This window comes from Citrobacter sp. Cpo061 (assembly GCF_030332845.1).
Classification (GTDB): domain Bacteria; phylum Pseudomonadota; class Gammaproteobacteria; order Enterobacterales; family Enterobacteriaceae; genus Citrobacter; species Citrobacter portucalensis.
Map to the genome: position 1 here is coordinate 14253 of NZ_JAOWHB010000013.1, position 22076 is coordinate 36328.

At 53.5% G+C, this 22076-nt stretch carries 21 protein-coding genes; 17 read left to right on the plus strand and 4 right to left on the minus strand.

Going from position 1 to position 22076, the window contains the following annotated elements; translation table 11 throughout:
* The first annotated feature begins 162 nt into the window (after positions 1-162).
* From OGX97_RS00655 to pmrB, 5 genes are all read left to right on the plus strand, one after another.
* A complete protein-coding gene (locus OGX97_RS00655; protein ID WP_286591761.1) occupies positions 163-924 on the plus strand; it encodes an AraC family transcriptional regulator in 762 nt (253 codons plus the stop codon).
* Between the two features lie 127 nt (positions 925-1051).
* Positions 1052-2389, plus strand: a complete 1338-nt coding sequence (gene adiC / locus OGX97_RS00660) for an arginine/agmatine antiporter (protein WP_057068400.1) — start codon at positions 1052-1054, stop codon at positions 2387-2389.
* A gap of 146 nt (positions 2390-2535) precedes the next feature.
* Positions 2536-4173 carry a phosphoethanolamine transferase EptA gene (gene eptA, locus OGX97_RS00665; protein ID WP_048236317.1) on the plus strand — a complete coding sequence of 546 codons (1638 nt, stop codon included), beginning with the start codon at positions 2536-2538 and terminating at the stop codon, positions 4171-4173.
* Positions 4174-4177: 4 nt separating this feature from the next.
* On the plus strand, positions 4178-4846 hold the full coding sequence (pmrA, locus tag OGX97_RS00670) for a two-component system response regulator PmrA (RefSeq protein WP_008786966.1): 669 nt from the start codon (positions 4178-4180) through the stop codon (positions 4844-4846).
* Positions 4847-5929, plus strand: coding sequence for a two-component system sensor histidine kinase PmrB (pmrB, locus tag OGX97_RS00675; protein WP_279851024.1), 1083 nt, complete (start codon positions 4847-4849; stop codon positions 5927-5929).
* Here the strand turns inward: pmrB and pmrR are convergent.
* Together pmrR and proP are read right to left on the minus strand one after the other, a co-directional pair.
* A complete protein-coding gene (gene pmrR, locus OGX97_RS00680; RefSeq protein ID WP_003826741.1) occupies positions 5923-6012 on the minus strand; it encodes an LpxT activity modulator PmrR in 90 nt (29 codons plus the stop codon). The two genes, pmrB and pmrR, sit on opposite strands and share 7 nt — an antisense overlap.
* A 569-nt stretch (positions 6013-6581) precedes the next feature.
* Entirely contained in the window at positions 6582-8084 is a 1503-nt protein-coding gene (gene proP, locus OGX97_RS00685; RefSeq protein WP_003826737.1) for a glycine betaine/L-proline transporter ProP, read from the minus strand.
* 699 nt (positions 8085-8783) lie between these two features.
* Between proP and kdgT the strand changes: the two genes are divergently transcribed.
* Positions 8784-9782, plus strand: a complete 999-nt coding sequence (gene kdgT / locus OGX97_RS00690; protein WP_003826735.1) for a 2-keto-3-deoxygluconate transporter — start codon at positions 8784-8786, stop codon at positions 9780-9782.
* 30 nt (positions 9783-9812) lie between these two features.
* Here kdgT and OGX97_RS00695 read toward each other — a convergent pair whose 3' ends face one another.
* Both OGX97_RS00695 and crfC read right to left on the minus strand, forming a co-directional pair.
* Positions 9813-10706 carry a diguanylate cyclase regulator RdcB family protein gene (locus OGX97_RS00695; protein WP_003826733.1) on the minus strand — a complete coding sequence of 298 codons (894 nt, stop codon included), beginning with the start codon at positions 10704-10706 and terminating at the stop codon, positions 9813-9815.
* Positions 10703-13060, minus strand: coding sequence for a clamp-binding protein CrfC (crfC, locus tag OGX97_RS00700; RefSeq protein ID WP_279851022.1), 2358 nt, complete (start codon positions 13058-13060; stop codon positions 10703-10705). The genes OGX97_RS00695 and crfC overlap by 4 nt, the downstream gene beginning before the upstream one ends.
* A gap of 541 nt (positions 13061-13601) precedes the next feature.
* Here crfC and OGX97_RS00705 point away from each other — a divergent pair.
* From OGX97_RS00705 to phnK, 11 genes are all read left to right on the plus strand, one after another.
* The gene (locus tag OGX97_RS00705) at positions 13602-13937 is read left to right on the plus strand and encodes a zinc ribbon domain-containing protein YjdM (protein WP_003031835.1); all 336 of its coding nucleotides are present in this window, start codon (positions 13602-13604) and stop codon (positions 13935-13937) included.
* Positions 13938-14076: 139 nt separating this feature from the next.
* The gene (yjdN, locus tag OGX97_RS00710; protein WP_032942129.1) at positions 14077-14526 is read left to right on the plus strand and encodes a VOC family metalloprotein YjdN; all 450 of its coding nucleotides are present in this window, start codon (positions 14077-14079) and stop codon (positions 14524-14526) included.
* Between the two features lie 132 nt (positions 14527-14658).
* Positions 14659-15447: a phosphonate ABC transporter ATP-binding protein gene (phnC, locus tag OGX97_RS00715; RefSeq protein ID WP_125363590.1), complete on the plus strand. Its 789-nt coding sequence runs from the start codon at positions 14659-14661 to the stop codon at positions 15445-15447.
* 23 nt (positions 15448-15470) lie between these two features.
* Positions 15471-16487, plus strand: a complete 1017-nt coding sequence (gene phnD, locus OGX97_RS00720; protein WP_060683108.1) for a phosphonate ABC transporter substrate-binding protein — start codon at positions 15471-15473, stop codon at positions 16485-16487.
* Between the two features lie 133 nt (positions 16488-16620).
* Positions 16621-17400: a phosphonate ABC transporter, permease protein PhnE gene (gene phnE, locus OGX97_RS00725; protein ID WP_016155398.1), complete on the plus strand. Its 780-nt coding sequence runs from the start codon at positions 16621-16623 to the stop codon at positions 17398-17400.
* Positions 17401-17420: 20 nt separating this feature from the next.
* A complete protein-coding gene (gene phnF / locus OGX97_RS00730) occupies positions 17421-18146 on the plus strand; it encodes a phosphonate metabolism transcriptional regulator PhnF (RefSeq protein WP_020996086.1) in 726 nt (241 codons plus the stop codon).
* Entirely contained in the window at positions 18147-18599 is a 453-nt protein-coding gene (phnG, locus tag OGX97_RS00735) for a phosphonate C-P lyase system protein PhnG (protein WP_048227460.1), read from the plus strand. It abuts the gene before it with no gap.
* Positions 18596-19192, plus strand: a complete 597-nt coding sequence (gene phnH / locus OGX97_RS00740; protein ID WP_008786957.1) for a phosphonate C-P lyase system protein PhnH — start codon at positions 18596-18598, stop codon at positions 19190-19192. Before phnG ends, phnH begins: the two co-directional genes overlap by 4 nt.
* A complete protein-coding gene (locus OGX97_RS00745) occupies positions 19192-20259 on the plus strand; it encodes a carbon-phosphorus lyase complex subunit PhnI (RefSeq protein ID WP_235125785.1) in 1068 nt (355 codons plus the stop codon). Before phnH ends, OGX97_RS00745 begins: the two co-directional genes overlap by 1 nt.
* 46 nt (positions 20260-20305) lie before the next feature.
* Positions 20306-21097 (plus strand): alpha-D-ribose 1-methylphosphonate 5-phosphate C-P-lyase PhnJ, encoded by a 792-nt coding sequence (phnJ, locus tag OGX97_RS00750; RefSeq protein WP_049259807.1) that lies wholly within the window; start codon positions 20306-20308, stop codon positions 21095-21097.
* Positions 21094-21852: a phosphonate C-P lyase system protein PhnK gene (gene phnK / locus OGX97_RS00755; RefSeq protein WP_003844769.1), complete on the plus strand. Its 759-nt coding sequence runs from the start codon at positions 21094-21096 to the stop codon at positions 21850-21852. The genes phnJ and phnK overlap by 4 nt, the downstream gene beginning before the upstream one ends.
* The last annotated feature ends 224 nt before the right edge of the window (positions 21853-22076 follow it).

Sequence of the window (22076 nt, forward strand, 5' to 3'; positions counted from 1 at the left end):
ACAAAAATGTGTACATAAGAAAAATCCCGCCAAACATTGTAATTAATTTCAGACACGTTATTTTATTGCAGTCCTGGTTTCATCATACAATTTCAATTTAGCCGATTTGGCTCATCTGATGTTGAGCTACGGTGTTTTATGTTCATATTCCTGGAGTTGGGTATGAGGCTTTGCAGCAAAGAAGCTTGTGTTGTTGTATTAACGGAGAAGGATGTTTGGTTAAGGATTAACGGTAAAGAAGCCATCAGTTTAAAAGCTAATCATATGGCACTGGTGGCATGCGATAATAATATTATCGATTTCTCATCACTTAATAACGCATTGGTCGTACATATCAGCCGCGATATCATTAAAGATTATCTGCGCTTTTTAAATAAAGACCTTTCACAGATCCCACTCTGGCAACGCAGTACCAGCCCAGTGATGACCGCCGCGTGTCTGACGCCGGATGTCTTCAGGGTGGCTGCCCAACACAGCGTAATGGACACAGTGAACGAAGCTGAAAGAGAACGTACGCGCTCGCTACTGTTCACGGTGTTATCACGCTTTCTCGACAGCAAAAAGTTTATTTCTTTGCTCATGTATATGCTACGCAACTGTATCAGCGATAGCGTTTATCACATTATTGAGAGCGATATACATAAAGACTGGAATTTAAGCATGGTTGCCAGTTGCTTATGCCTGAGTCCCAGTTTGTTAAAGAAAAAGCTCAAAAGTGAAAATACAAGTTACAGCCAAATAATTACCACATGTCGCATGCGATATGCCGTCAATCAATTACTGATGGACGGCAAAAACATTTCTCAGGTCTCTCAACTGTGTGGATATAACAGTACCTCATACTTTATCTCCGTATTCAAAGAGTTCTATGGGATGACGCCTCTGCATTATGTTAGCCAACATAGGGAGCCATCCGCCGCCTGATTTTTAATCAGTTAGCGATAAGCCATAATAATATCAGCATTAGCGATACCCCAGCTCCGTCATCATTAAATAGACTTTTGACGAGGTATGATAAGGCGTCATTTATCCTTATCAGGAGTTAAAAAATATGTCGACGGATGCTGATGCTCACAAAGTGGGCTTAATCCCCGTCACCCTTATGGTGTCGGGGAATATTATGGGTTCCGGTGTATTCCTGCTACCCGCAAACCTTGCGTCAACTGGCGGGATTGCAATCTACGGATGGTTGGTCACGATTATCGGTGCTCTGGCACTGTCGATGGTGTACGCCAAAATGTCGTCCTTAGACTCCAGTCCCGGTGGTTCTTATGCTTACGCCCGCCGCTGCTTCGGTCCTTTTTTGGGCTACCAGACCAACGTGCTGTACTGGCTGGCCTGCTGGATTGGTAACATCGCCATGGTGGTCATTGGCGTCGGTTACCTGAGCTACTTCTTCCCCATCTTAAAAGATCCGCTGGTCCTGACGCTAACCTGCGTCGTAGTGCTGTGGATCTTCGTATTACTGAACATTGTCGGACCGAAAATGATCACCCGCGTGCAGGCCGTAGCAACGGTACTGGCACTGGTGCCAATTGTCGGGATTGCCGTCTTCGGCTGGTTCTGGTTCCGCGGTGAAACCTATATGGCAGCCTGGAACGTCAGCGGGATGAACACCTTCGGCGCGATTCAAAGCACTCTGAACGTCACCTTGTGGTCATTTATCGGGGTGGAAAGCGCCTCCGTTGCGGCTGGCGTGGTTAAAAATCCCAAACGTAACGTACCTATCGCTACCATGGGCGGCGTGCTGATTGCCGCTGTTTGCTACGTGCTCTCCACCACCGCAATCATGGGTATGATCCCTAACGCGGCGCTGCGTGTATCAGCCTCCCCGTTCGGTGATGCCGCACGTATGGCGCTGGGTGACACCGCTGGGGCGATAGTTTCCTTCTGTGCTGCTGCCGGGTGTCTTGGTTCTCTGGGCGGCTGGACGCTGCTTGCCGGGCAAACCGCCAAAGCCGCAGCCGATGACGGCCTGTTCCCACCGATTTTTGCCCGCGTGAACAAAGCCGGTACGCCAGTGGCCGGGTTAATTATCGTCGGCATCCTGATGACCATCTTCCAGTTCAGCAGCATGTCGCCGAACGCAGCGAAAGAGTTTGGTCTGGTCTCTTCGGTTTCCGTTATCTTCACCCTGGTGCCGTATCTGTACACCTGCGCCGCGCTGCTGCTGCTCGGCCATGGTCACTTTGGTAAAGCACGCCCGATGTACTTACTGGTGACCTTTATCGCCTTTATCTACTGCATCTGGGCGGTTGTCGGTTCCGGCGCCAAAGAAGTGATGTGGTCGTTCGTCACGCTGATGATCATCACCGCGCTGTACGCATTGAACTACAACCGGATCCATAAAAACCCGTATCCACTGGATGCCCCGGTAAACAATAACTAACGCCAACAATCGTCGTGGCCCGATGGCGTAAGTTCATCGGGCCAACGTTCTCCTACCGCTCTTCGAAAAATCAACATTAAGAACTTAAGGTTGGCTTAATTTTACTTTGAGAGGATTTGCGCCACATAGTCGATGGAACCCCCTTAATGTTAAAGCTCTTGTTTAAAAGGCCCACTCTCGGGCTAATCAGCTGGCTTCTGCTGATCTCATTTTATCTTGCGACTTTCCTGAACATTGCGTTCTACAAACAAGTGCTGCAAGACCTGCCTCTGGACTCTGTGCGTAACGTGCTGGTGTTTTTATCAATGCCGGTGGTCGCGTTCAGCGTCATGAACATTGTGCTGACGCTGGCCTCATTCCTGTGGCTTAATCGCCTGGTGGCGTGCATTTTCATTCTGGTTGGCGCATCGGCCCAATATTTCATCATGACCTACGGCATCATCATCGACCGCTCGATGATCGCCAATATGATGGACACTACGCCCGCCGAAACCTTTGCTTTGCTGACGCCGCAAATGCTCATCACGCTCGGGGTGAGCGGCATTCTGGCCGCGCTCATTGCCTGCTGGGTAAAAATTAAACCGATCACGCCAGTTATGCGCAGCATACTGTTTCGTGGCGCGAACATTCTGATCTCCGCGCTGCTGATCGTGCTGGTCGCTGCGTTCTTCTATAAAGATTACGCCTCACTGTTTCGCAACAACAAAGAACTGGTGAAATCCCTCAGTCCATCCAACAGCATTGTGGCGACGTCATCCTGGTATTCACACCAGCGACTGGCCCACCTGCCGCTGGTGCGCATTGGCGAGGATGCACATCGCAATCCGTTGATGGTGAAAGAAAAGCGTAAGAACCTGACGATTGTGGTTCTCGGCGAGACCTCGCGCGGCGATAACTTCTCCCTGTCAGGCTACTCGCGCCAGACCAACCCGCTGCTGGAAAAAGATGATGTGGTCTATTTCCCCCGCACCACATCCTGCGGAACGGCAACGGCAGTATCAGTACCCTGCATGTTCTCGGATATGCCACGCGCGCACTACGACGAAGAACTGGCACAGCATCAGGAAGGCGTACTCGATATCATTCAGCGGGCGGGAATTAACGTTCTGTGGAACGATAACGACGGCGGCTGCAAAGGGGCTTGCGACCGGGTTCCACACCAGAATATGACTAAGCTGAACCTGCCAGGGCAGTGTATTGACGGCGAATGCTACGATGAAGTCCTGTTCCACGGGCTGGAAGAGTACATTAATAATCTGCAAGGCGACGGCGTGATTGTGCTGCATACCATCGGCAGCCACGGTCCGACCTATTACAACCGCTATCCTGCGCAGTTTAAGAAATTTACGCCAACCTGCGATACCAACGAAATCCAGACCTGTTCGCAGCAACAGTTGGTCAATACTTACGACAACACCATTCTTTACGTTGACTATATTGTTGATAAAGCGATCAATATACTGAAAGAACACCAGGATAATTTCACCACCAGCCTGGTCTATCTTTCCGATCACGGCGAATCCTTAGGGGAAAATGGCGTCTATTTGCACGGCCTGCCGTATTCAATTGCACCAGATACGCAAAAACATGTGCCGATGCTGCTGTGGCTCTCCGAGGATTATCAGCAACGCTATCAGGTCTCTCAGACATGTTTGCAAAAACGGGCAAGCTCAGAAGACTTCTCGCAGGATAATCTCTTCTCAACTCTGCTGGGATTAACGGGCGTGCAAACACAGAAATATCAGGCGGCAGATGATATTCTGCAACCCTGCCGGGGAGGCTAAACGAATGAAAATCCTGATTGTTGAAGACGATACGTTGTTATTACAGGGACTGATACTCGCTGCGCAAACAGAAGGCTACGCCTGTGATGGCGTGTCAACCGCCCGTGCAGCCGAGCAGTGTCTGGAGACCGGACATTACAGTCTGGTTGTTCTGGACCTGGGCTTGCCGGATGAAGACGGTTTGCACTTCCTGACCCGCATCAGACAGAAGAAATACTCTCTCCCCGTGCTGATCCTCACCGCCCGTGACACGCTCAAAGACCGGGTCAGCGGGCTGGATGTGGGTGCCGATGACTATCTGGTCAAACCGTTCGCACTGGAAGAACTGCACGCCCGCATCCGGGCACTTCTGCGTCGCCACAACAATCAGGGTGAAAGTGAATTAATTGTCAGCAATCTGACGCTGAATATCGGTCGTCGCCAGGTGTGGATGGACGGACAAGAGGTTATCTTAACGCCGAAAGAATACGCGCTCCTGTCGCGTCTGATGCTCAAGGCAGGCAGTCCTGTTCACCGGGAAATTCTGTATAACGACATCTACAGTTGGGATAACGAACCGTCGACCAATACGCTGGAAGTGCACATTCACAATCTGCGCGATAAAGTGGGGAAATCACGTATCCGCACGGTCAGGGGATTTGGCTATATGCTGGTCGCCACTGAGGAAAGCTAAGTGAAGCTGCTGCAATATCTAAAACGACCTCTCCCTCTTCGCCAACGGTTAATACTGACGATCGGTCTAATTCTGCTGGTCTTTCAGCTCATTAGCACCTTCTGGTTGTGGCACGAAAGTACCGAGCAAATACAGTTATTCGAACAGGCGCTGCGCGATAACCGTAACAACGATCGCCACATCATGCATGAGATCCGCGAGGCTATCGCCAGCCTGATCGTCCCCGGCATCTTTATGGTCAGCCTGACGCTGCTAATTTGCTACCAGGCGGTGCGACGTATTACCCGCCCTCTGGCAGATCTGCAAAAAGAGTTAGAGGCGCGAGCAGCCGATAACCTGGCCCCGATTGAAATTCACAGCTCAACCGTTGAGATCCAGGCCGTTGTCTCAGCGCTCAATGACCTGGTAACGCGGCTGACCAGCACTATTGAAAACGAACGTTTATTTACCGCCGATGTCGCCCACGAACTGCGCACACCGCTGTCAGGCGTTCGCCTGCATCTGGAATTATTATCCAAAACCCATAAGGTCGACGTTACGCCGTTGATTGCCCGCCTTGATCAAATGATGGACAGCGTATCGCAGCTGCTGCAACTCGCCCGCGTCGGGCAGTCGTTTTCAGCCGGGAGCTACCAGCATGTCAAACTGCTGGAGGACGTTATTCTGCCCTCCTACGATGAACTCAGCACCATGCTGGACCAACGTAAACAGACGCTGCTCCTGCCACAAAGCGCGGCGGACGTTGTCGTGCGTGGCGATGCTACGCTGTTGCGGATGCTGCTACGAAATCTGGTGGAAAACGCGCATCGTTATAGCCCGGAAGGCACCCATATTACGATTAGCCTGAACACTGAGCATGATGCCGTCCTGGCCGTCGAAGATGAAGGGCCGGGCATTGATGAAAGTAAATGCGGGGAGTTAAGTAAAGCATTCGTCCGAATGGACAGCCGTTTTGGTGGGATTGGGCTGGGGCTGAGTATTGTCAGTCGTATCACCCAGTTACATCAGGGTCATTTCTATCTGCAAAATCGCCAGGGAGCCAGCGGCACTCGCGCATGGGTGGAATTGGCGAAAGATCAGTAAGAGCTCACCCACACATACAAAAAGCTGCTGACGATCAGCACGCTGCACACGGTGGTCAAACTTTCATAAATACGGGTTTTCATGACACTCTCCTCCGAAACTATGGAGGAGAGTTTGCCTGACACAGATTAAGCCAACCTTAAGTTGATATCATAAGACACCTTATCCGGCCTACTGAGTACAACACTGCCCGTAGGCCTGATAAACGTAGTGCCATCAGGCATTAACACGAATGCCCGGGCCATGCGCCGGATGGCGGCTAGCGCCTTATCCGGCCTACGAAAGTACAACGCTGCCCGTAGGCCTGATAAACGTAGTGCCAAGGCATTAACACGAATGCCCGGGCCATGCGCCGGATGGCGGCTAGCGCCTTATCCGGCCTACTGAGTACAATGCTGCCCGCAGGCCTGATAAACGTAGTGCCATCAGGCAATAACACGAATGTCCTGGCCATGCTCCGGATGGCGGCTAACGCCTTATCCGGCCTACTGAGTACAATGCTGCCCGTAGGCCTGATAAACGTAGTGCCATCAGGCAATAACACGAATGCCCGGGCCATGCGCCGGATGGCGGCTAGCGCCTTATCCGGCCTACGAAAGTACAACACTGCCCATAGGCCTGATAAACGTAGTGCCATCAGGCAATAACACCGTTACTCTTCAATACGCGGATGCTGCTGCACCAGACGCGTGCGCTTAACCTGTAGCTCAGCAATTTCCTGATCGATATCTTCGATTTTCTGTTCAATGTTATCGTAGTGTTCGCCGAGGATCTCTTTCGCTTCCTGAATATCCGAAGCAGCAGGTGTCGCGCCTTTCAGCGGCTGATTAGCCGTCTCTTTCATGGTCACGCCGGTAATTAAACCTACTACCGCAATCACCATCAGATAATAAGCAGGCATCATCAGATTCTGCGAGCTTTCCACCAGCCATGCGGCCAATGTCGGAGTCAGACCGGCGATTAATACCGAGATATTAAACGCGGCGGCCAGCGCACTGTAGCGAATATGCGTCGGGAACATCGCCGGTAACGTTGACGCCATCACCCCGGTAAAGCAGTTGAGGATCACCGCCAACATCAGCAACCCGGCGAAAATCAGGCCGATAACATTACTGTTAATCAGAATAAATGCCGGAATCGCCAGCACAAACAGCGCAATACTGCCCATGATCACAAACGGACGACGCCCGAAACGGTCGCTGAGCAACCCCATAATCGGCTGCACAAACAGCATACCAATCATGATGGCGATAATAATCAACACGCCGTGGTCTTCAGAGTAATGCAGGTTATGCGACAGATAGCTCGGCATATAGGTGAGCAGCATGTAGTAGGTGACGTTGGTGGCAATCACCAGACCAACACATGCTAACAGGCTGCGCCAGTGCTTAGTTGCAATCTCTTTAAACGAGACCTTAGGACCTTCCTGCAGACCCTGACGATCGCCCTGCTCCAGTTTATCCACGTGCTGCTGGAACGCCGGCGTCTCTTCCAGCGCATGGCGCAGGTACAGACCAATCAGCCCTAACGGTAGCGCCAGGAAGAACGGAATACGCCAGCCCCACTCAAGGAAGTTATCCTCGCCGACGATAGTTGAGATCAGGACCACCACGCCCGCGCCCAGCACAAACCCGGCAATCGAGCCGAAGTCCAGCCAACTGCCCATAAATCCGCGCTTTCGGTCTGGCGAGTACTCTGCGACAAAAATCGATGCCCCGGTATACTCTCCGCCGACCGAGAACCCCTGAGCCATCTTACATAGCAACAGCAGAATCGGTGCCCAGATACCAATTGAGGCATAAGAGGGAATAAGACCGATACAGAAGGTACTGATCGACATAATCACGATGGTGATAGCGAGTATCTTCTGACGACCGTATTTATCGCCGAGCATACCGAAGAACAATCCGCCAAGCGGTCGAATCAGAAAGGGAACAGAGAAGGTGGCGAGTGCGGCAACCATCTGCACGCTGGGGTCAGCCCCCGGGAAGAACACTTTACCTAATGCGTAAGCAACAAATCCATAAACACCAAAATCGAACCACTCCATCGCATTACCTAACGACGCTGCGGTAATGGCTTTTCGCAATTTACCGTCATCAATGATGGTAACGTCGCGCAGCGTTATCGGTTTTATTTTTTTCCTTTTTAGCATACTCGTCCTCATAGACTTAGCCCTGTCACGCTCCAGTTCGAGTCCCCTAACGCCCATGCGTCAGGGTCATCACCGAGCGGGGAATGCACAGGCGCATTCCCTGTAACAAGCGTAGCAGGTTTACTTACACTGACGAGAAACGCACAGTACAACCGAACCTGTTGACGCCTGATTGGGCGGTTAATGACCTCTTTACCCTAACAGCGTTTAAATTTGTGATCAACTTCACATATAGTTTTTCATTTCGTCAACATGCGTAAATTAGGTCATTCTTAGTCAGCTTTTTTACATGTAATGCTTGCGATTTACTGACAATTAAATACAAGAATAAATCGCTTTATTGCTCCAACAATCACAGCGGTCACTATTATTCTGCTAGCAAAAAAACCACCTAATCCCTTCACAAAAAGATCACAGCTTTTTTAATAATCAGAGCGACCGGGAATTTTTGCGCGGAATATGTGATGAAGATAACTAAAACATCGTTTTATTTTGATTGAATCAATGTTCCTGTGAATGCAAACTAATTCCAGACGCAATATCCCTGGGAGCAGCAACACGCTCAACGTATGCCGCGTTAGATTTTATAAAACAAAGAGATAGCGATTTTCTTTGTTAAGAAACACCAGTAACTATTTGAATTTATTAATTTTTACCCTCTTGCGCGAGTTTTAGCAGCGACAAGACATGAGGACGTTTATGAAAATTAAAGCCACGATTGAACGCATCCCCGGCGGAATGATGTTGATTCCTCTGTTATTAGGCGCAGTGTTAAATACGTTAGCTCCGGATACCGGTGCGTATTTCGGTTCGTTTACCAAAGGAATGATCAGCGGAACGGTACCGATTCTGGCAGTGTGGTTTTTTTGTATCGGCGCATCTATCGATTTGCGAGCAACCGGTACGGTATTACGCAAGTCCGGTACGCTGGTAATAACCAAAATAGCCGTGGCGTGGGTAGTGGCAATGATTGCTGCTTCATTTATTCCTGATACCGGTATTCAAACCGGGTTCTTTGCAGGCCTCTCAGTTTTGGCAATTGTCTCCGCAATGGACATGACCAACGGTGGTTTGTACGCCAGCCTGATGAACCAGTACGGCACCAAAGAAGAGTCCGGCGCATTTGTGTTGATGTCTCTGGAATCCGGTCCGTTAATGACCATGGTGATCCTCGGCTCTGCGGGTCTGGCCTCCTTCGAGCCACACCATTTCATCGGCGCGGTATTACCGTTCCTGATTGGCTTTACGTTGGGCAACCTGGATCACGACCTGCGTTCTTTCTTCAGCAAAGCCACACCGGTGTTGATCCCGTTCTTCGGCTTCGCGTTGGGTAACACTATTAACCTGAGCGTGATCGTTGATACCGGTCTGCTGGGTATCCTGCTGGGTGTCGCGGTTATCGTCATCACCGGTATCCCGCTGATTATTGCTGACCGTGTTATTGGTGGCGGGAACGGTACAGCAGGCGTCGCAGCCTCTTCAGCAGCAGGTGCTGCGGTAGCAAACCCGGTGATTATCGCCCAGATTAACCCGGCGTTCGAACCGGTTGCCGCATCCGCTACGGCGCTGGTTGCCGCCAGCGTAATTGTCACCGCCATTCTGGTGCCGATTATCACCGCGCTGTACGCCAAACGTTTTAATAAAAACCTGGTCGCCAACGAAGCGGTGGCCACCCCGGCAGACTCTCTGCACCACTAAACCTGCCTTTATCCTACTCACCAGCCCTGCTCAATTGACGAGCAGGGTCGGTGCAAAAATCTCCTCAACCATCGCATCGACCAGCCGCTTTGCCGAACACAATCGCGGCATTCCCAGCGCCACATTTTGCCAACGCTGCGTCACCGACCAGCTTACCGGATGACGTTGCGCATCGCACCAGCTCCCCAGCCAGCTCAGCATATCGTTATACTCGCCCGATCCGCCGACAGCTGGCGTGCTGAGCCAATGATGATAATAATGACGCGTAGCGGGCGCTGCATTCACGCTGTCCGCCAATGCCTGAGCCGCCATGGTTCGCAGGTTATCTTTTAGCATTAACACCACATCGGCATTCGCTAACCGGCAGGCATCACCAAAAGCTCCCCAACGTAGCTCCTCCAGCGCGACAAAACAGCGTCCTGGTAACGACCAGCCGTCATACGCGCCAGCCCGCCAGCGGGTAAAAATTTGTTCGCTATGCTCGCCCGCCTGAACCGTGAGGCCGCGCTGGGTCAGCGCCTTCTCTTTATACGCCGCGCGTTGGGTAAACCAGTCAGTCAGTGAATTTATTTGCTGTAAAAGACCGGGGGTTGAAAGCCCACGCGGGTGTTCTGTTTGTTGCAAAAACATCAGCCCTTCGGCGATCCGTACTAGCGCCAGATGACCCGGATCAATCATGCCTGCCAGCTTCTCCACCAGCTTAAGGCGCATCACCAGATGCTCGCTGGACACTCCCGCCATCACCCACGCACGCAGTTGCGTCTGGGATAACACTTCCTGCGTCAGACGCGCACGCAGCCGCTGCTGCTGTTGCAGAAAACCGCCGGAACGTTTGGTTTCATCTCCCTGAACCAGATCGACCATAAACTTCGGGTAGACACACTCCAGCGTCCTCCCGGGGCCTTCCAGTAAAACGTTAGTCATGTGTGCTCGGTTGCAAAAAGGGTATTGATATCGTCACGCAGCAATCGGGAATCTTCATAAAGCCATGCCGCAATCGTAATGCGCTGCTGCAATTGCTCATTCATTGCATTCACCGCGGATTCATTTTGTTGGCGTAGCGTCAGACTCTCACTCAGACTCGACTGCAATTGCGCCAGGCACAGAGAGAAATCAGCAAAAAATGTGGCCATGCCAGCCGTAACGGAGATATCGACCTGAGCAGCTAAAGCTTTACGAATTTGTTGGCAAAACTGGGAAACGTACTGCACAAGGTTTTTATGCAATGCGCCCATATCAATGAGATAACGCGTTTTTGTTTCGACGTAATCATTCCATCCCCAGTTGGGTTGATTTAGCCAACGAGAGAAAGTGTCACGCACCACACCGCCAGTAGACGGCGCATTTTCTGCCGGAATATCCTGCTCAATGGCCTCGTTAAACAATTGGCGGGTATTGAAATTAAACATCGCCGTATGGAACGCTGGAAAACGGATCCGCGCACGAAAACCGGCGTGGTTTAGCTCCTCTTTCACCCTTTGCTCAATTGGCCGCATCGCGTCATTTAGCGCCCGGGAGAGCGTCGACTCAAGCTGTTCAAAACGCAGGGCTAAGTCCCGGCTGATGCTTTCCTGCGCCGCCAGCAATACCCCCTCACAGGACGAGCGAATTTTATCTAACACAATTTTCGCCTGCCCTTCATCATGCAGCACCAACATCTCTCCGGCCATTTCTGCCGTATTCACAGCATTCCCCAGACCGTGTTGTGACATCATCAGGACGTTTTCTTTGACAAAGAACGTGTTGATACCGCAAAGAATCTCAGTCTGTTGCTCACTGAGATAGGCAGCGGCAGCCTCCAGCGCCAGTTCTACTTCATGGCTGACTTCATCGCTCACCCGCCCCTGGCTCACTTCTAACTGCTGCATATCCTCTTCAATATGCGTGATGTTCAGCCGCAGTTTGTCATAGGCGACCGTTAACCCGTGGGCGCGAAATTCCAGATATTCGTGCACGCTTTGTGCATAGTTCAATAACTTATGTGACGCTGAGCGAAGTGCATACAGCGAAGCATTAGCATAAGCGGCGTGGATCACTTTCTGAATTGGCTGTTCAAACAGCGAGTCTTCCCACAACAGGTCGGCGGCATGGCGGATGTGTTCTGTATCGTCAAGATCGGTGGTGCGCCAGCGTCTGCCAAGCGCCGCTTCGGCAAAATCCTGCACCCAACGTTGCTCCTGATGATCCGGCAGTCGCCCGCGCGTCGTCAGCTCATGACGCGCCCTGTTCGCCAGATAGCCCCACATTGAGGAGACCGGATAAATTCTTTCAGGGGCAATTCCGCCTTGCATCAACGTGCCGGAAATCAACGCCCGCACCTGTTCTTCATCATCACTGTTGCGGTCTTTCTGATCGAACTTGTTCACCAGCGCATACAGCGGTACTGACTTGCCGACCGCCATAATCGCCTGACGCACTTCCTCATCGGAAATCGATTTCAGTTGGGTGTAATCCAACACCGCCAGCACCGCAGAGGCCCGCACCAGCTGTTCATTGAGCATTTTTTGTAAGTGCGGTTGTCCTGCCTCGTTCGGCCCCGGCGTATCCAGCAGCGTTAATTGCCCTGGGTAGCTTGCCTGTCCGGCCAAATGGACAAACTCAACTTCAATAACCGGAATATGCTCAATCGCGGCATAGGCGGCAAAAGGAAAATCAACGTCCAATGCTTTTGACAGGCGCACCAGGTCGTTCAGGCTTTTAAGGCAATGGAAAATAGGCTGTGCGCCAAGATAATACCGTTCAAATGCCACACCATTTTCAATATGTTGCAGCAGGACATTCATATCCTTGTCAATTTCCAGGGTCTGCGTAAGACGCAGGCGATCGCACTCGCGCACGCGCTGCTGCAAAACCTTCATTAAGGCATCGATCGGCGCGACATGTGAAAAATGCAGCACCGGCTCTTTCTGCCCCGGCGTATGGCGTATTAGCGTTGGTAACGCCGTCATGGGGCGATTACGATTAGGTAACACCTCTGTCCCCACAATCGCGTTAATCGTCGTCGATTTTCCCGCTTTCATCGTGCCAACAATCGCCAGCACCATTTCCAGACGCGTAATCTTGCGCAGCTCATTATTGAGCGTTGCTTGCTGGACATCCATGCCACGCGCGCTGAAATGCAGGGGCTGAACAACCTGACTGCTATGCTCTCCTTGTTTTAGCGCGACATCATCCAACGACGTCATAGGCAATTTTTGCAATTGCCTGAGATGTTCAAGCGAGAGCATCAGCAAGCGTTCCGCTTCCTGACTTAATTCATATATTGTCTGTGTGTGCATGGAAAATTTTTCCTTAACGCAAATGGCATTGCTTTTATTTAGCCCAATCGTTTTATTTATAGATTTTTTGGCTTTTATAATTACGTATAGAAATAATTAAAATCAAAACAACCAATTGATATTATTAAAATAAATTTGGTGTATAACCGCTGGCCTGATGCCTCTCACTTATGAAAATAAGTAAGAAAGATAGACAGCGTAGTTCAGTTTTAAAAAATGCCAGCGGAATCCCCCTACTAAATTTAAGGGGGTCAATGATATTCAATCACAATGACTTAGGCATTTCTAAGCAATGTTACCTATGAATATCAGATATTTCGCCTCACCTTATCTTAAATATCTAAGCGTAGCAATTTCCCTTAAAAAATATTCCGCCATACTTTCATTGAGGTGAAAGCAAAGGGTCTTTGCAGCAGATCATTTTGCGTAATCGCGCAGTAGTCCCGACAAATGCAGGGATTTTATGTATAATTGCGGCCTTTTTCGGCAATCTGCCATTTTTTGGGCGCATTTGCCCCTGCTGACTTTTGAGGAAATCCACATGTCATTACCACACTGCCCGCAATGCAACTCCGAATACACTTACGAAGATAACGGCATGTTCATCTGCCCGGAATGCGCTCACGAATGGAACGATGCTGAACCGGCGCAGGACAGCGACGAACTGATCGTTAAAGATGCCAACGGCAACCTGCTGGCTGACGGCGACAGCGTTACCGTCGTGAAAGACCTGAAGGTAAAAGGTAGCTCTTCCATGCTGAAGATTGGTACCAAAGTGAAAAACATTCGTTTGGTTGAAGGTGACCACAACATCGATTGCAAAATCGATGGCTTTGGCCCAATGAAGCTGAAATCTGAGTTTGTGAAAAAGAACTGATGCAAATTGCCTGATAGCGCGACGCTAATCAGGTCAACACCAGCTCATCTGCCAGGCGGGAAGCTCATACTTCCCGCCTGGTTTATTTTTGCAGACGCTAACTACACTTAATTGGCTTCTTTTACCTGAGGTAAAGATTATGCCGCTAAGTCCCTATATCTCCTTTGCAGGCAACTGCGCTGACGCTATCGCCTACTATCAAAAAACGTTAGGCGCTGAGCTACTCTACAAAATCAACTTCGGTGAAATGCCCAAATCGGCGCAGGATAGCGAAGATGGTTGCCCTTCAGGCTTGAAATTCCCCGACACCGCCATCGCCCACGCCAACCTGCGCGTTGCGGGCAGTGACATCATGATGAGCGATAGCGCCCCGGACGGAAATGCTCACTACTCTGGCTTCACGCTGGTGCTCGACACGCAAAACGTCGATGAAGGCAAACGCTGGTTTGATAACCTGGCAGCAAACGGAAAAATCGAAATGGACTGGCAGGAAACCTTCTGGGCCCACGGTTTCGGTAAAGTGAGCGACCAGTATGGCGTGCCGTGGATGATCAACGTCGTCAAACAACAGCAACCCCCTACAGAGTAATCCAACGGGAGGCCAGCCCTCCCGTACTGTCATCAAACAGCGCTCAACTCTTCATCGTCGAGTAACCATCCCTTAACGAAAACGTCACATTGATCCGCCACGATGGGGCCACTTTTTTAGGGAGGCCGCATCATGCAAACGATTATTCGCGTCGAGAAACTCTCCAAGTCCTTCAATCAACATCAGGCGCTCAATGCGGTTGATCTGAACATCTGTTCCGGTGAGATGGTGGCTCTGCTTGGGCCGTCTGGCTCCGGCAAATCCACCCTTTTACGTCATTTAAGCGGTTTGATCACCGGTGATAAATCCCCCGGTAGCCGCGTCGAGCTGCTGGGCCGCACCGTTCAACATGAAGGCCGCCTGGCGCGCGATATCCGCAAAAGCCGCGCCCACACCGGCTACATCTTCCAGCAGTTCAATCTGGTGAACCGCCTGACGGTGCTGGAGAACGTCCTGATTGGCGCGCTCGGCAGCACGCCGTTCTGGCGTACCTGTTTTAGCTGGTTTAGCCAGGAACAAAAACAGCGTGCATTACAGGCGCTGACCCGCGTGGGCATGGCGCACTTTGCATACCAGCGCGTTTCCACGCTTTCGGGCGGTCAGCAGCAGCGCGTTGCAATCGCCCGCGCACTGATGCAGCAGGCCAAAGTGATCCTCGCCGATGAGCCGATTGCTTCGCTGGACCCGGAATCCGCCCGCATCGTGATGGACACCCTACGCGACATAAACCAGACCGACGGCATCACCGTGGTCGTCACGCTGCATCAGGTGGATTACGCCCTGCGCTACTGCGAACGCATCGTCGCGCTGCGCCAGGGCAACGTCTTCTTTGATGGCAGCAGCCAGCATTTTGATAACGATCGTTTTGACCATCTCTACCGCAGCATGAACCGCATCGAACAGAGCGCGCAGGCTGCCTGACATCCCCACAATGAGGAATGGAAATGAGTTATAGAACAATTGCCGCGCTGGCTTTCACCAGCATGTTTAGTCTCAGCACACTGCTCACCCCGGCCCATGCCGAAGAGCAAGAAAAAGCGCTGAACTTTGGCATTATTTCGACCGAATCACAGCAAAACCTGAAACCGCAGTGGGAACCGTTCCTGAAGGACATGGAAAAATCACTGGGCGTGAAAGTGAACGCCTTCTTCGCCCCGGACTACGCCGGGATCATCCAGGGAATGCGCTTTAACAAAGTTGATATCGCCTGGTACGGCAACCTCTCGGCAATGGAAGCGGTGGATCGCGCTAACGGGCAAGTGTTTGCCCAGACCGTCGCCGCCGACGGATCCCCAGGTTACTGGAGCGTGTTGATCGTTAACAAAGACAGTCCGATCAATAACCTGAACGATCTGATCGCCAAACGTAAGGATCTGACCTTCGGCAACGGCGATCCCAACTCAACGTCAGGCTTCCTCGTCCCCGGCTACTACGTCTTCGCCAAAAACAACATCTCCGCCAGCGACTTCAAACGCACCGTTAACGCCGGACACGAAACCAACGCGCTGGCCGTCGCCAACAAGCAGGTCGATGTCGCCACCAACAACACCGAAAACCTCGACAAGCTGAAAACTTCCGCGCCGGAAAAACTGAAAGAACTGAAGGTGATCTGGAAGTCGCCGCTGATCCCGGGCGATCCGATCGTCTGGCGTAAAAACCTCTCCGAAACCACCAAGGACAAGGTGTACGACTTCTTTATGAATTACGGCAAAACGCCGGAACAGAAAACCGTACTGGAACGCCTGGGATGGGCACCGTTCCGCGCCTCCAGCGATCTGCAACTGGTGCCGATTCGCCAGTTGGCACTGTTTAAAGAGATGCAGGGTGTGAAGGACAACAAAGGGCTGAACGAGGAAGAGAAAACCAGCAAAACCTCGGCATTGAAAGCACAGCTCGATGACCTTGACCGTCTGACCGCCGCACTGGGCGCTATGACCAGCGTCACCAAAGCGGTGCAGTAAACCTGGTGACCAAATTGTAGGCCTGATAAGCGCAGCGCCATCAGGCAATGCAAGGGATTCCATGCCGGATGGCGGTGCCAGCACCTTATCCGGCCTACAACAGACCCGAAACATCGACACCCAGGAGCTAAACATGCAAACCATCACCGTCGCCCCGCCCAAACGTAGCTGGTTCTCGCTGCTGAGCTGGGCCATTCTTCTCGCCGTGCTGGTGGTCTCGTGGAAAGGTGCCGAAATGGCCCCGCTCACGCTGATCCAGGATTCCGGCAATATGGCGACCTTCGCCGCCGACTTCTTCCCGCCGGACTTCAGCCAGTGGCAGGACTATCTCGGTGAAATGGCCGTCACCCTGCAAATTGCCGTCTGGGGGACTGCCCTCGCCGTTGTGCTGTCGATTCCCTTCGGCCTGATGTGCGCCGATAACCTCGTGCCGTGGTGGATTTACCAGCCAATGCGTCGCCTGATGGACGCCTGCCGCGCCATCAATGAAATGGTCTTCGCCATGCTGTTCGTGGTCGCCGTCGGGTTAGGCCCATTCGCCGGGGTGATGGCGCTGTTTATCCACACTACCGGGGTGCTCTCCAAGCTGCTTTCCGAAGCGGTAGAAGCTATTGAGCCAGGTCCGGTAGAAGGCATTCGCGCCACCGGTGCCAACAAAATTGAAGAGATTCTGTACGGCGTTCTGCCACAGGTCATGCCGCTGCTTATCTCTTACTCGCTGTATCGCTTTGAATCCAACGTTCGCTCGGCCACGGTGGTCGGAATGGTGGGTGCAGGCGGTATTGGCGTGACCTTATGGGAAGCGATTCGCGGCTTTCAGTTCCAGCAAACCTGCGCCCTGATGGTGTTAATCATCGTCACCGTCAGCCTGTTGGATTTCCTTTCCCAGCGTTTGCGTAAGCACTTTATCTGATTAGCGAGGCATTGATTGCTATGCACTTGTCTACACATCCGACCAGTTATCCAACGCGTTATCAGGAAATTGCCGCGAGACTTGAGCAGGAGCTACGTCAACATTATCGCTGCGGTGACTATCTGCCTGCCGAGCATCAGCTTGCCGCGCGCTACGAGGTAAACCGCCACACCCTGCGCCGCGCCATTGACCAGTTGGTTGAACGCGGTTGGGTTCAGCGTCGTCAGGGCGTCGGCGTGCTGGTGCTGATGCGCCCGTTCGATTACCCGCTTAATGCCCAGGCGCGCTTTAGTCAGAATCTGCTGGACCAGGGCAGCCATCCCACCAGCGAAAAACTGCTGGCGGTGCTGCGTCCGGCCTCCAGCCACATTGCCGATGCGCTCAGCATAAACGAGGGCGATAACGTGATTCACCTGCGCACCCTGCGCCGGGTTAACGGCATCGCACTGTGCCAGATCGACCACTATTTTTCCGACCTCTCGCTGTGGCCGCTGCTGCAAGGCTTCAACAGCGGTTCGCTGCATGACTACCTGCGCGAACAGTCCGGTCTGACGCTGCTACGCACGCAAACGCGCATCAGCGCCCGCCGCGCGCAGGCCAAAGAGAGCAAGGTACTGGAAATCCCCAATATGGCGCCGCTGCTGTGCGTGCGCACCCTGAACCACCGTGAAGGCGAAGAACACGCGGCGGAATACTCCGTCAGCCTGACCCGCGCCGACATGATCGAATTCACTATGGAGCACTGAATGCATTTCGATACCGCCACCCGCCAGCGCTGGATGCGCGCGCTGGCTTACAGCAATGCCGATGCCCTGAACGCCCGCATCACCGCGCTCAAACTAACGCCGGACTATGAACTTATCCGCGCCCCGGAAAGCGGACTGATGCAGATCCAGGCCCGTATGGGCGGTACCGGCAACCGCTTCTTTGCCGGCGACACCACGCTTACCCGCGCAGTGGTACGCCTGCAGAGCGGCACGCTGGGTTACAGCTACCTGCTGGGACGCAATAAACAACATGCCGAGCAGTGCGCGGTGATTGACGCACTGCTGCAGGAACAAACGCATTTCCAGAACCTAATGGAAACCTTAATTGCCCCGCTGGAAGCGGAACGCGATGCGCTGATTAACGCACGCCGTGCCGAAGTCAACGCCAGCCGGGTCGACTTCTTCACGCTGGTACGCGGAGATAACGCATGACACGATCTACAGCACTTCTGACCGCTTTTAATTTACCCGTTCAGGATGCTCAGCAGAGCTTTCGTCGCCTGCTGAAAGCCATGAGCGAACCGGGCGTAATCGTCGCCCTGCATCAACTGAAACACGGCTGGCAGCCGCTGGGTCTGGCAACCACCAGCGTGCTGCTGACCCTGGTCGATGGCGACACGCCGGTCTGGCTGGCGCCGTCGATGGATAACGATATTGCCCGCCAGAACCTGCGTTTTCATACCAACGCGCCGCTGGTGGATCAGCCGCAGCTGGCGGCCTTTGCCGTCGCCGACGAGCGCATCAGCAGCGAACAGCTTAACGCCCTCTCCGCCGGTTCAGCCGTCGCGCCAGAGACCAGCGCCACGCTGATTGTGCAGGTCTCTGGCTTAAGCGGCGGACGCATGCTGCGTCTGACCGGCGCGGGCATCGCCGAAGAGCGCATGATCGCGCCACAGCTGCCGGAATGCCTGATTCATGAACTCACCGAACGCCCGCACCCGTTCCCACTGGGGGTCGATCTGATCCTCACCTGCGGCGAACGCCTGCTGGCTATTCCGCGAACCACCCATGTGGAGGTGTGCTGATGTACGTCGCCGTCAAAGGGGGCGAAAAGGCGATAGCCAACGCCCACGCCCTGCAGGACAACCGACGCCGGGGCGATGAAACCATTGCTGAACTGAGCGTGGCGCAAATCGAACAGCAGATGAACCTGGCCGTTGACCGGGTGATGACCGAAGGCGGTATTGCCGACCGTGAACTGGCGGCACTGGCGCTGAAGCAGGCCAGCGGCGATAACGTCGAAGCCATCTTTTTGCTCCGCGCCTACCGCACTACGCTGGCAAAAGTGGCGGTCAGTGAACCGGTTAACAGCGCAGAAATGCGCCTTGAGCGCCGAATCTCGGCGGTCTACAAAGATATTCCCGGCGGGCAACTGTTGGGTCCAACCTATGACTACACCCATCGCTTGCTGGATTTTACCCTGCTGGCCAATGGCGAAACGCCGCCTCTGCGCAGCGCAGACGGCGTGCAGGATGCCTCCCCGCACGTCTTTTCCCTGCTGGCCAACCAAGGGCTGGCAAAGCGTGAAGAGGATGATGGCGCGACACCCGACGACATCACCCGCACACCGCCGGTTTATCCCTGTTCACGTGCTTCACGCCTGCAACAGCTGATGCGCGGCGACGAAGGCTATCTGCTGGCGCTGGCCTACTCCACCCAGCGCGGCTACGGGCGCAATCACCCGTTTGCCGCCGAAATCCGCAGCGGCTATGTGGCACTGGAAACGGTGCCGGAAGAGCTGGGATTTGCGGTGAACATCGGCGAACTGCTGATGACCGAATGTGAAATGGTCAACGGGTTTGTCGCGCCAGAAAATGAATCCCCCCATTTTACCCGCGGCTACGGGCTGGTGTTCGGTATGAGCGAACGTAAAGCGATGGCGATGGCGCTGGTGGACCGCGCCCTACAGGCAGCCGAATACGATGAAACGGTCACAGGACCGGCGCAGGACGAAGAGTTCGTGCTGGCGCATGCGGATAACGTCGAGGCGGCGGGTTTTGTTTCGCACCTCAAACTTCCCCATTACGTCGATTTCCAGGCCGAACTGGAACTGCTCAAACGCCTGCAACAGGAGGCCACCCGTGACCACTAACCTCTCCGGCTACAACTTTGCCTATCTTGATGAGCAGACCAAACGCATGATCCGCCGCGCCATTCTGAAAGCGGTGGCAATCCCGGGTTACCAGGTCCCGTTTGGCGGACGTGAGATGCCGATGCCCTACGGCTGGGGAACCGGCGGTATTCAGCTTACCGCCAGCGTGATTGGCGAGCCGGACGTACTGAAGGTGATTGACCAGGGCGCAGACGACACCACTAACGCCGTGTCGATTCGTAATTTCTTCAAGCGTGTGACCGGGGTGAATACCACTGAGCGTACGGAAGATGCGACGCTGATCCAAACCCGCCACCGCATCCCGGAAACGCCGCTGGTGGAAGATCAGATAATCATCTTCCAGGTACCGATCCCTGAGCCGCTGCGCTTTATCGAACCGCGTGAAACGGAAACTCGCACCATGCACGCACTGGAAGAGTACGGCATCATGCAGGTAAAACTGTATGAAGATATCGCCCGCTTCGGCCATATTGCCACCACTTACGCCTATCCGGTGAAGGTCAATGACCGCTACGTCATGGACCCGTCGCCCATCCCGAAATTCGACAATCCAAAGATGGACATGATGCCAGCCCTGCAACTGTTTGGCGCTGGCCGCGAAAAGCGTATCTATGCCGTTCCACCTTACACCCGCGTGGAAAGCCTCGATTTCGACGATCACCCGTTTACCGTGCAGAGCTGGGATGAGCCTTGCGCCATCTGCGGCTCAACCCACAGCTATCTCGATGAAGTGGTGCTCGATGACACCGGCAAACGCATGTTTGTCTGCTCCGACACCGACTACTGCCGCCAACAGAGCGAGGCCCTCAGCAAATGACGCAACCGCTGCTTTCAGTCAACAACCTGACCCATCTCTACGCGCCGGGCAAAGGCTTCAGCGATGTCTCTTTTGACCTGTGGCCAGGCGAAGTGCTGGGCATCGTCGGCGAGTCCGGTTCCGGCAAAACCACGCTGCTGAAATCGATCTCTTCACGGCTGACGCCGCAGAGCGGTGAGATTTTGTATCAGAACCGTTCGCTGTACGGCATGAATGAGGCCGACCGTCGCCGTCTGCTGCGCACCGAATGGGGCGTGGTGCATCAGCATCCGCTGGATGGCCTGCGCCGTCAGGTCTCCGCAGGCGGCAATATCGGCGAACGTCTGATGGCCACCGGCGCACGTCACTACGGCGACATCCGCGCCACCGCGCAGCGCTGGCTGGAGGAGGTAGAGATCCCTGCCTCGCGTATCGACGATCTACCCACCACCTTTTCTGGCGGCATGCAGCAGCGCCTGCAGATTGCCCGCAACCTCGTCACCCATCCCAAACTGGTGTTTATGGACGAACCTACCGGCGGGCTGGACGTTTCCGTACAGGCCAAACTGCTGGACCTGCTGCGCGGCCTGGTGGTGGAACTGGATCTGGCGGTAGTGATTGTCACCCACGATTTGGGCGTCGCGCGCCTGCTGGCCGACCGTTTACTGGTGATGAAGCAAGGTCAGGTGGTGGAAAGTGGGTTAACTGACCGCGTGCTCGACGATCCGCATCATCCGTATACCCAGCTGCTGGTGTCGTCGGTGTTGCAGAACTGATTTTTTGTTGTGCCGGATGTCGGCTACGCCTTATCCGGCCTACGGAGCGGCATCGCTTGTGCCGGATGTCGGCTACGCCTTATCTGGCCTACGGAGCGGTATCGCTTGTGCCGGATGGCGGCTACGCCTTATCCGGCCTACGGAGCGGCATCGCTTGTGCCGGATGGCGGCTACGCCTTATCCGGCCTACGGAGTGGTATCGCTTGTGCCGGATGTCGGCTACG

What these genes read in the sequence shown, in the direction of transcription:
- OGX97_RS00655 (WP_286591761.1), top strand. Translation starts at nt 163, where the DNA reads ATGAGGCTTTGCAGCAAAGAAGCTTGTGTTGTTGTATTAACGGAGAAG.
- adiC (WP_057068400.1), top strand. Translation starts at nt 1,052, where the DNA reads ATGTCGACGGATGCTGATGCTCACAAAGTGGGCTTAATCCCCGTCACC.
- eptA (WP_048236317.1), top strand. Translation starts at nt 2,536, where the DNA reads ATGTTAAAGCTCTTGTTTAAAAGGCCCACTCTCGGGCTAATCAGCTGG.
- pmrA (WP_008786966.1), top strand. Translation starts at nt 4,178, where the DNA reads ATGAAAATCCTGATTGTTGAAGACGATACGTTGTTATTACAGGGACTG.
- pmrR (WP_003826741.1), bottom strand. Translation starts at nt 6,012, where the DNA reads ATGAAAACCCGTATTTATGAAAGTTTGACCACCGTGTGCAGCGTGCTG.
- proP (WP_003826737.1), bottom strand. Translation starts at nt 8,084, where the DNA reads ATGCTAAAAAGGAAAAAAATAAAACCGATAACGCTGCGCGACGTTACC.
- kdgT (WP_003826735.1), top strand. Translation starts at nt 8,784, where the DNA reads ATGAAAATTAAAGCCACGATTGAACGCATCCCCGGCGGAATGATGTTG.
- OGX97_RS00695 (WP_003826733.1), bottom strand. Translation starts at nt 10,706, where the DNA reads ATGACTAACGTTTTACTGGAAGGCCCCGGGAGGACGCTGGAGTGTGTC.
- crfC (WP_279851022.1), bottom strand. Translation starts at nt 13,060, where the DNA reads ATGCACACACAGACAATATATGAATTAAGTCAGGAAGCGGAACGCTTG.
- OGX97_RS00705 (WP_003031835.1), top strand. Translation starts at nt 13,602, where the DNA reads ATGTCATTACCACACTGCCCGCAATGCAACTCCGAATACACTTACGAA.
- yjdN (WP_032942129.1), top strand. Translation starts at nt 14,077, where the DNA reads ATGCCGCTAAGTCCCTATATCTCCTTTGCAGGCAACTGCGCTGACGCT.
- phnC (WP_125363590.1), top strand. Translation starts at nt 14,659, where the DNA reads ATGCAAACGATTATTCGCGTCGAGAAACTCTCCAAGTCCTTCAATCAA.
- phnD (WP_060683108.1), top strand. Translation starts at nt 15,471, where the DNA reads ATGAGTTATAGAACAATTGCCGCGCTGGCTTTCACCAGCATGTTTAGT.
- phnE (WP_016155398.1), top strand. Translation starts at nt 16,621, where the DNA reads ATGCAAACCATCACCGTCGCCCCGCCCAAACGTAGCTGGTTCTCGCTG.
- phnF (WP_020996086.1), top strand. Translation starts at nt 17,421, where the DNA reads ATGCACTTGTCTACACATCCGACCAGTTATCCAACGCGTTATCAGGAA.
- phnG (WP_048227460.1), top strand. Translation starts at nt 18,147, where the DNA reads ATGCATTTCGATACCGCCACCCGCCAGCGCTGGATGCGCGCGCTGGCT.
- phnH (WP_008786957.1), top strand. Translation starts at nt 18,596, where the DNA reads ATGACACGATCTACAGCACTTCTGACCGCTTTTAATTTACCCGTTCAG.
- OGX97_RS00745 (WP_235125785.1), top strand. Translation starts at nt 19,192, where the DNA reads ATGTACGTCGCCGTCAAAGGGGGCGAAAAGGCGATAGCCAACGCCCAC.
- phnJ (WP_049259807.1), top strand. Translation starts at nt 20,306, where the DNA reads ATGATCCGCCGCGCCATTCTGAAAGCGGTGGCAATCCCGGGTTACCAG.
- phnK (WP_003844769.1), top strand. Translation starts at nt 21,094, where the DNA reads ATGACGCAACCGCTGCTTTCAGTCAACAACCTGACCCATCTCTACGCG.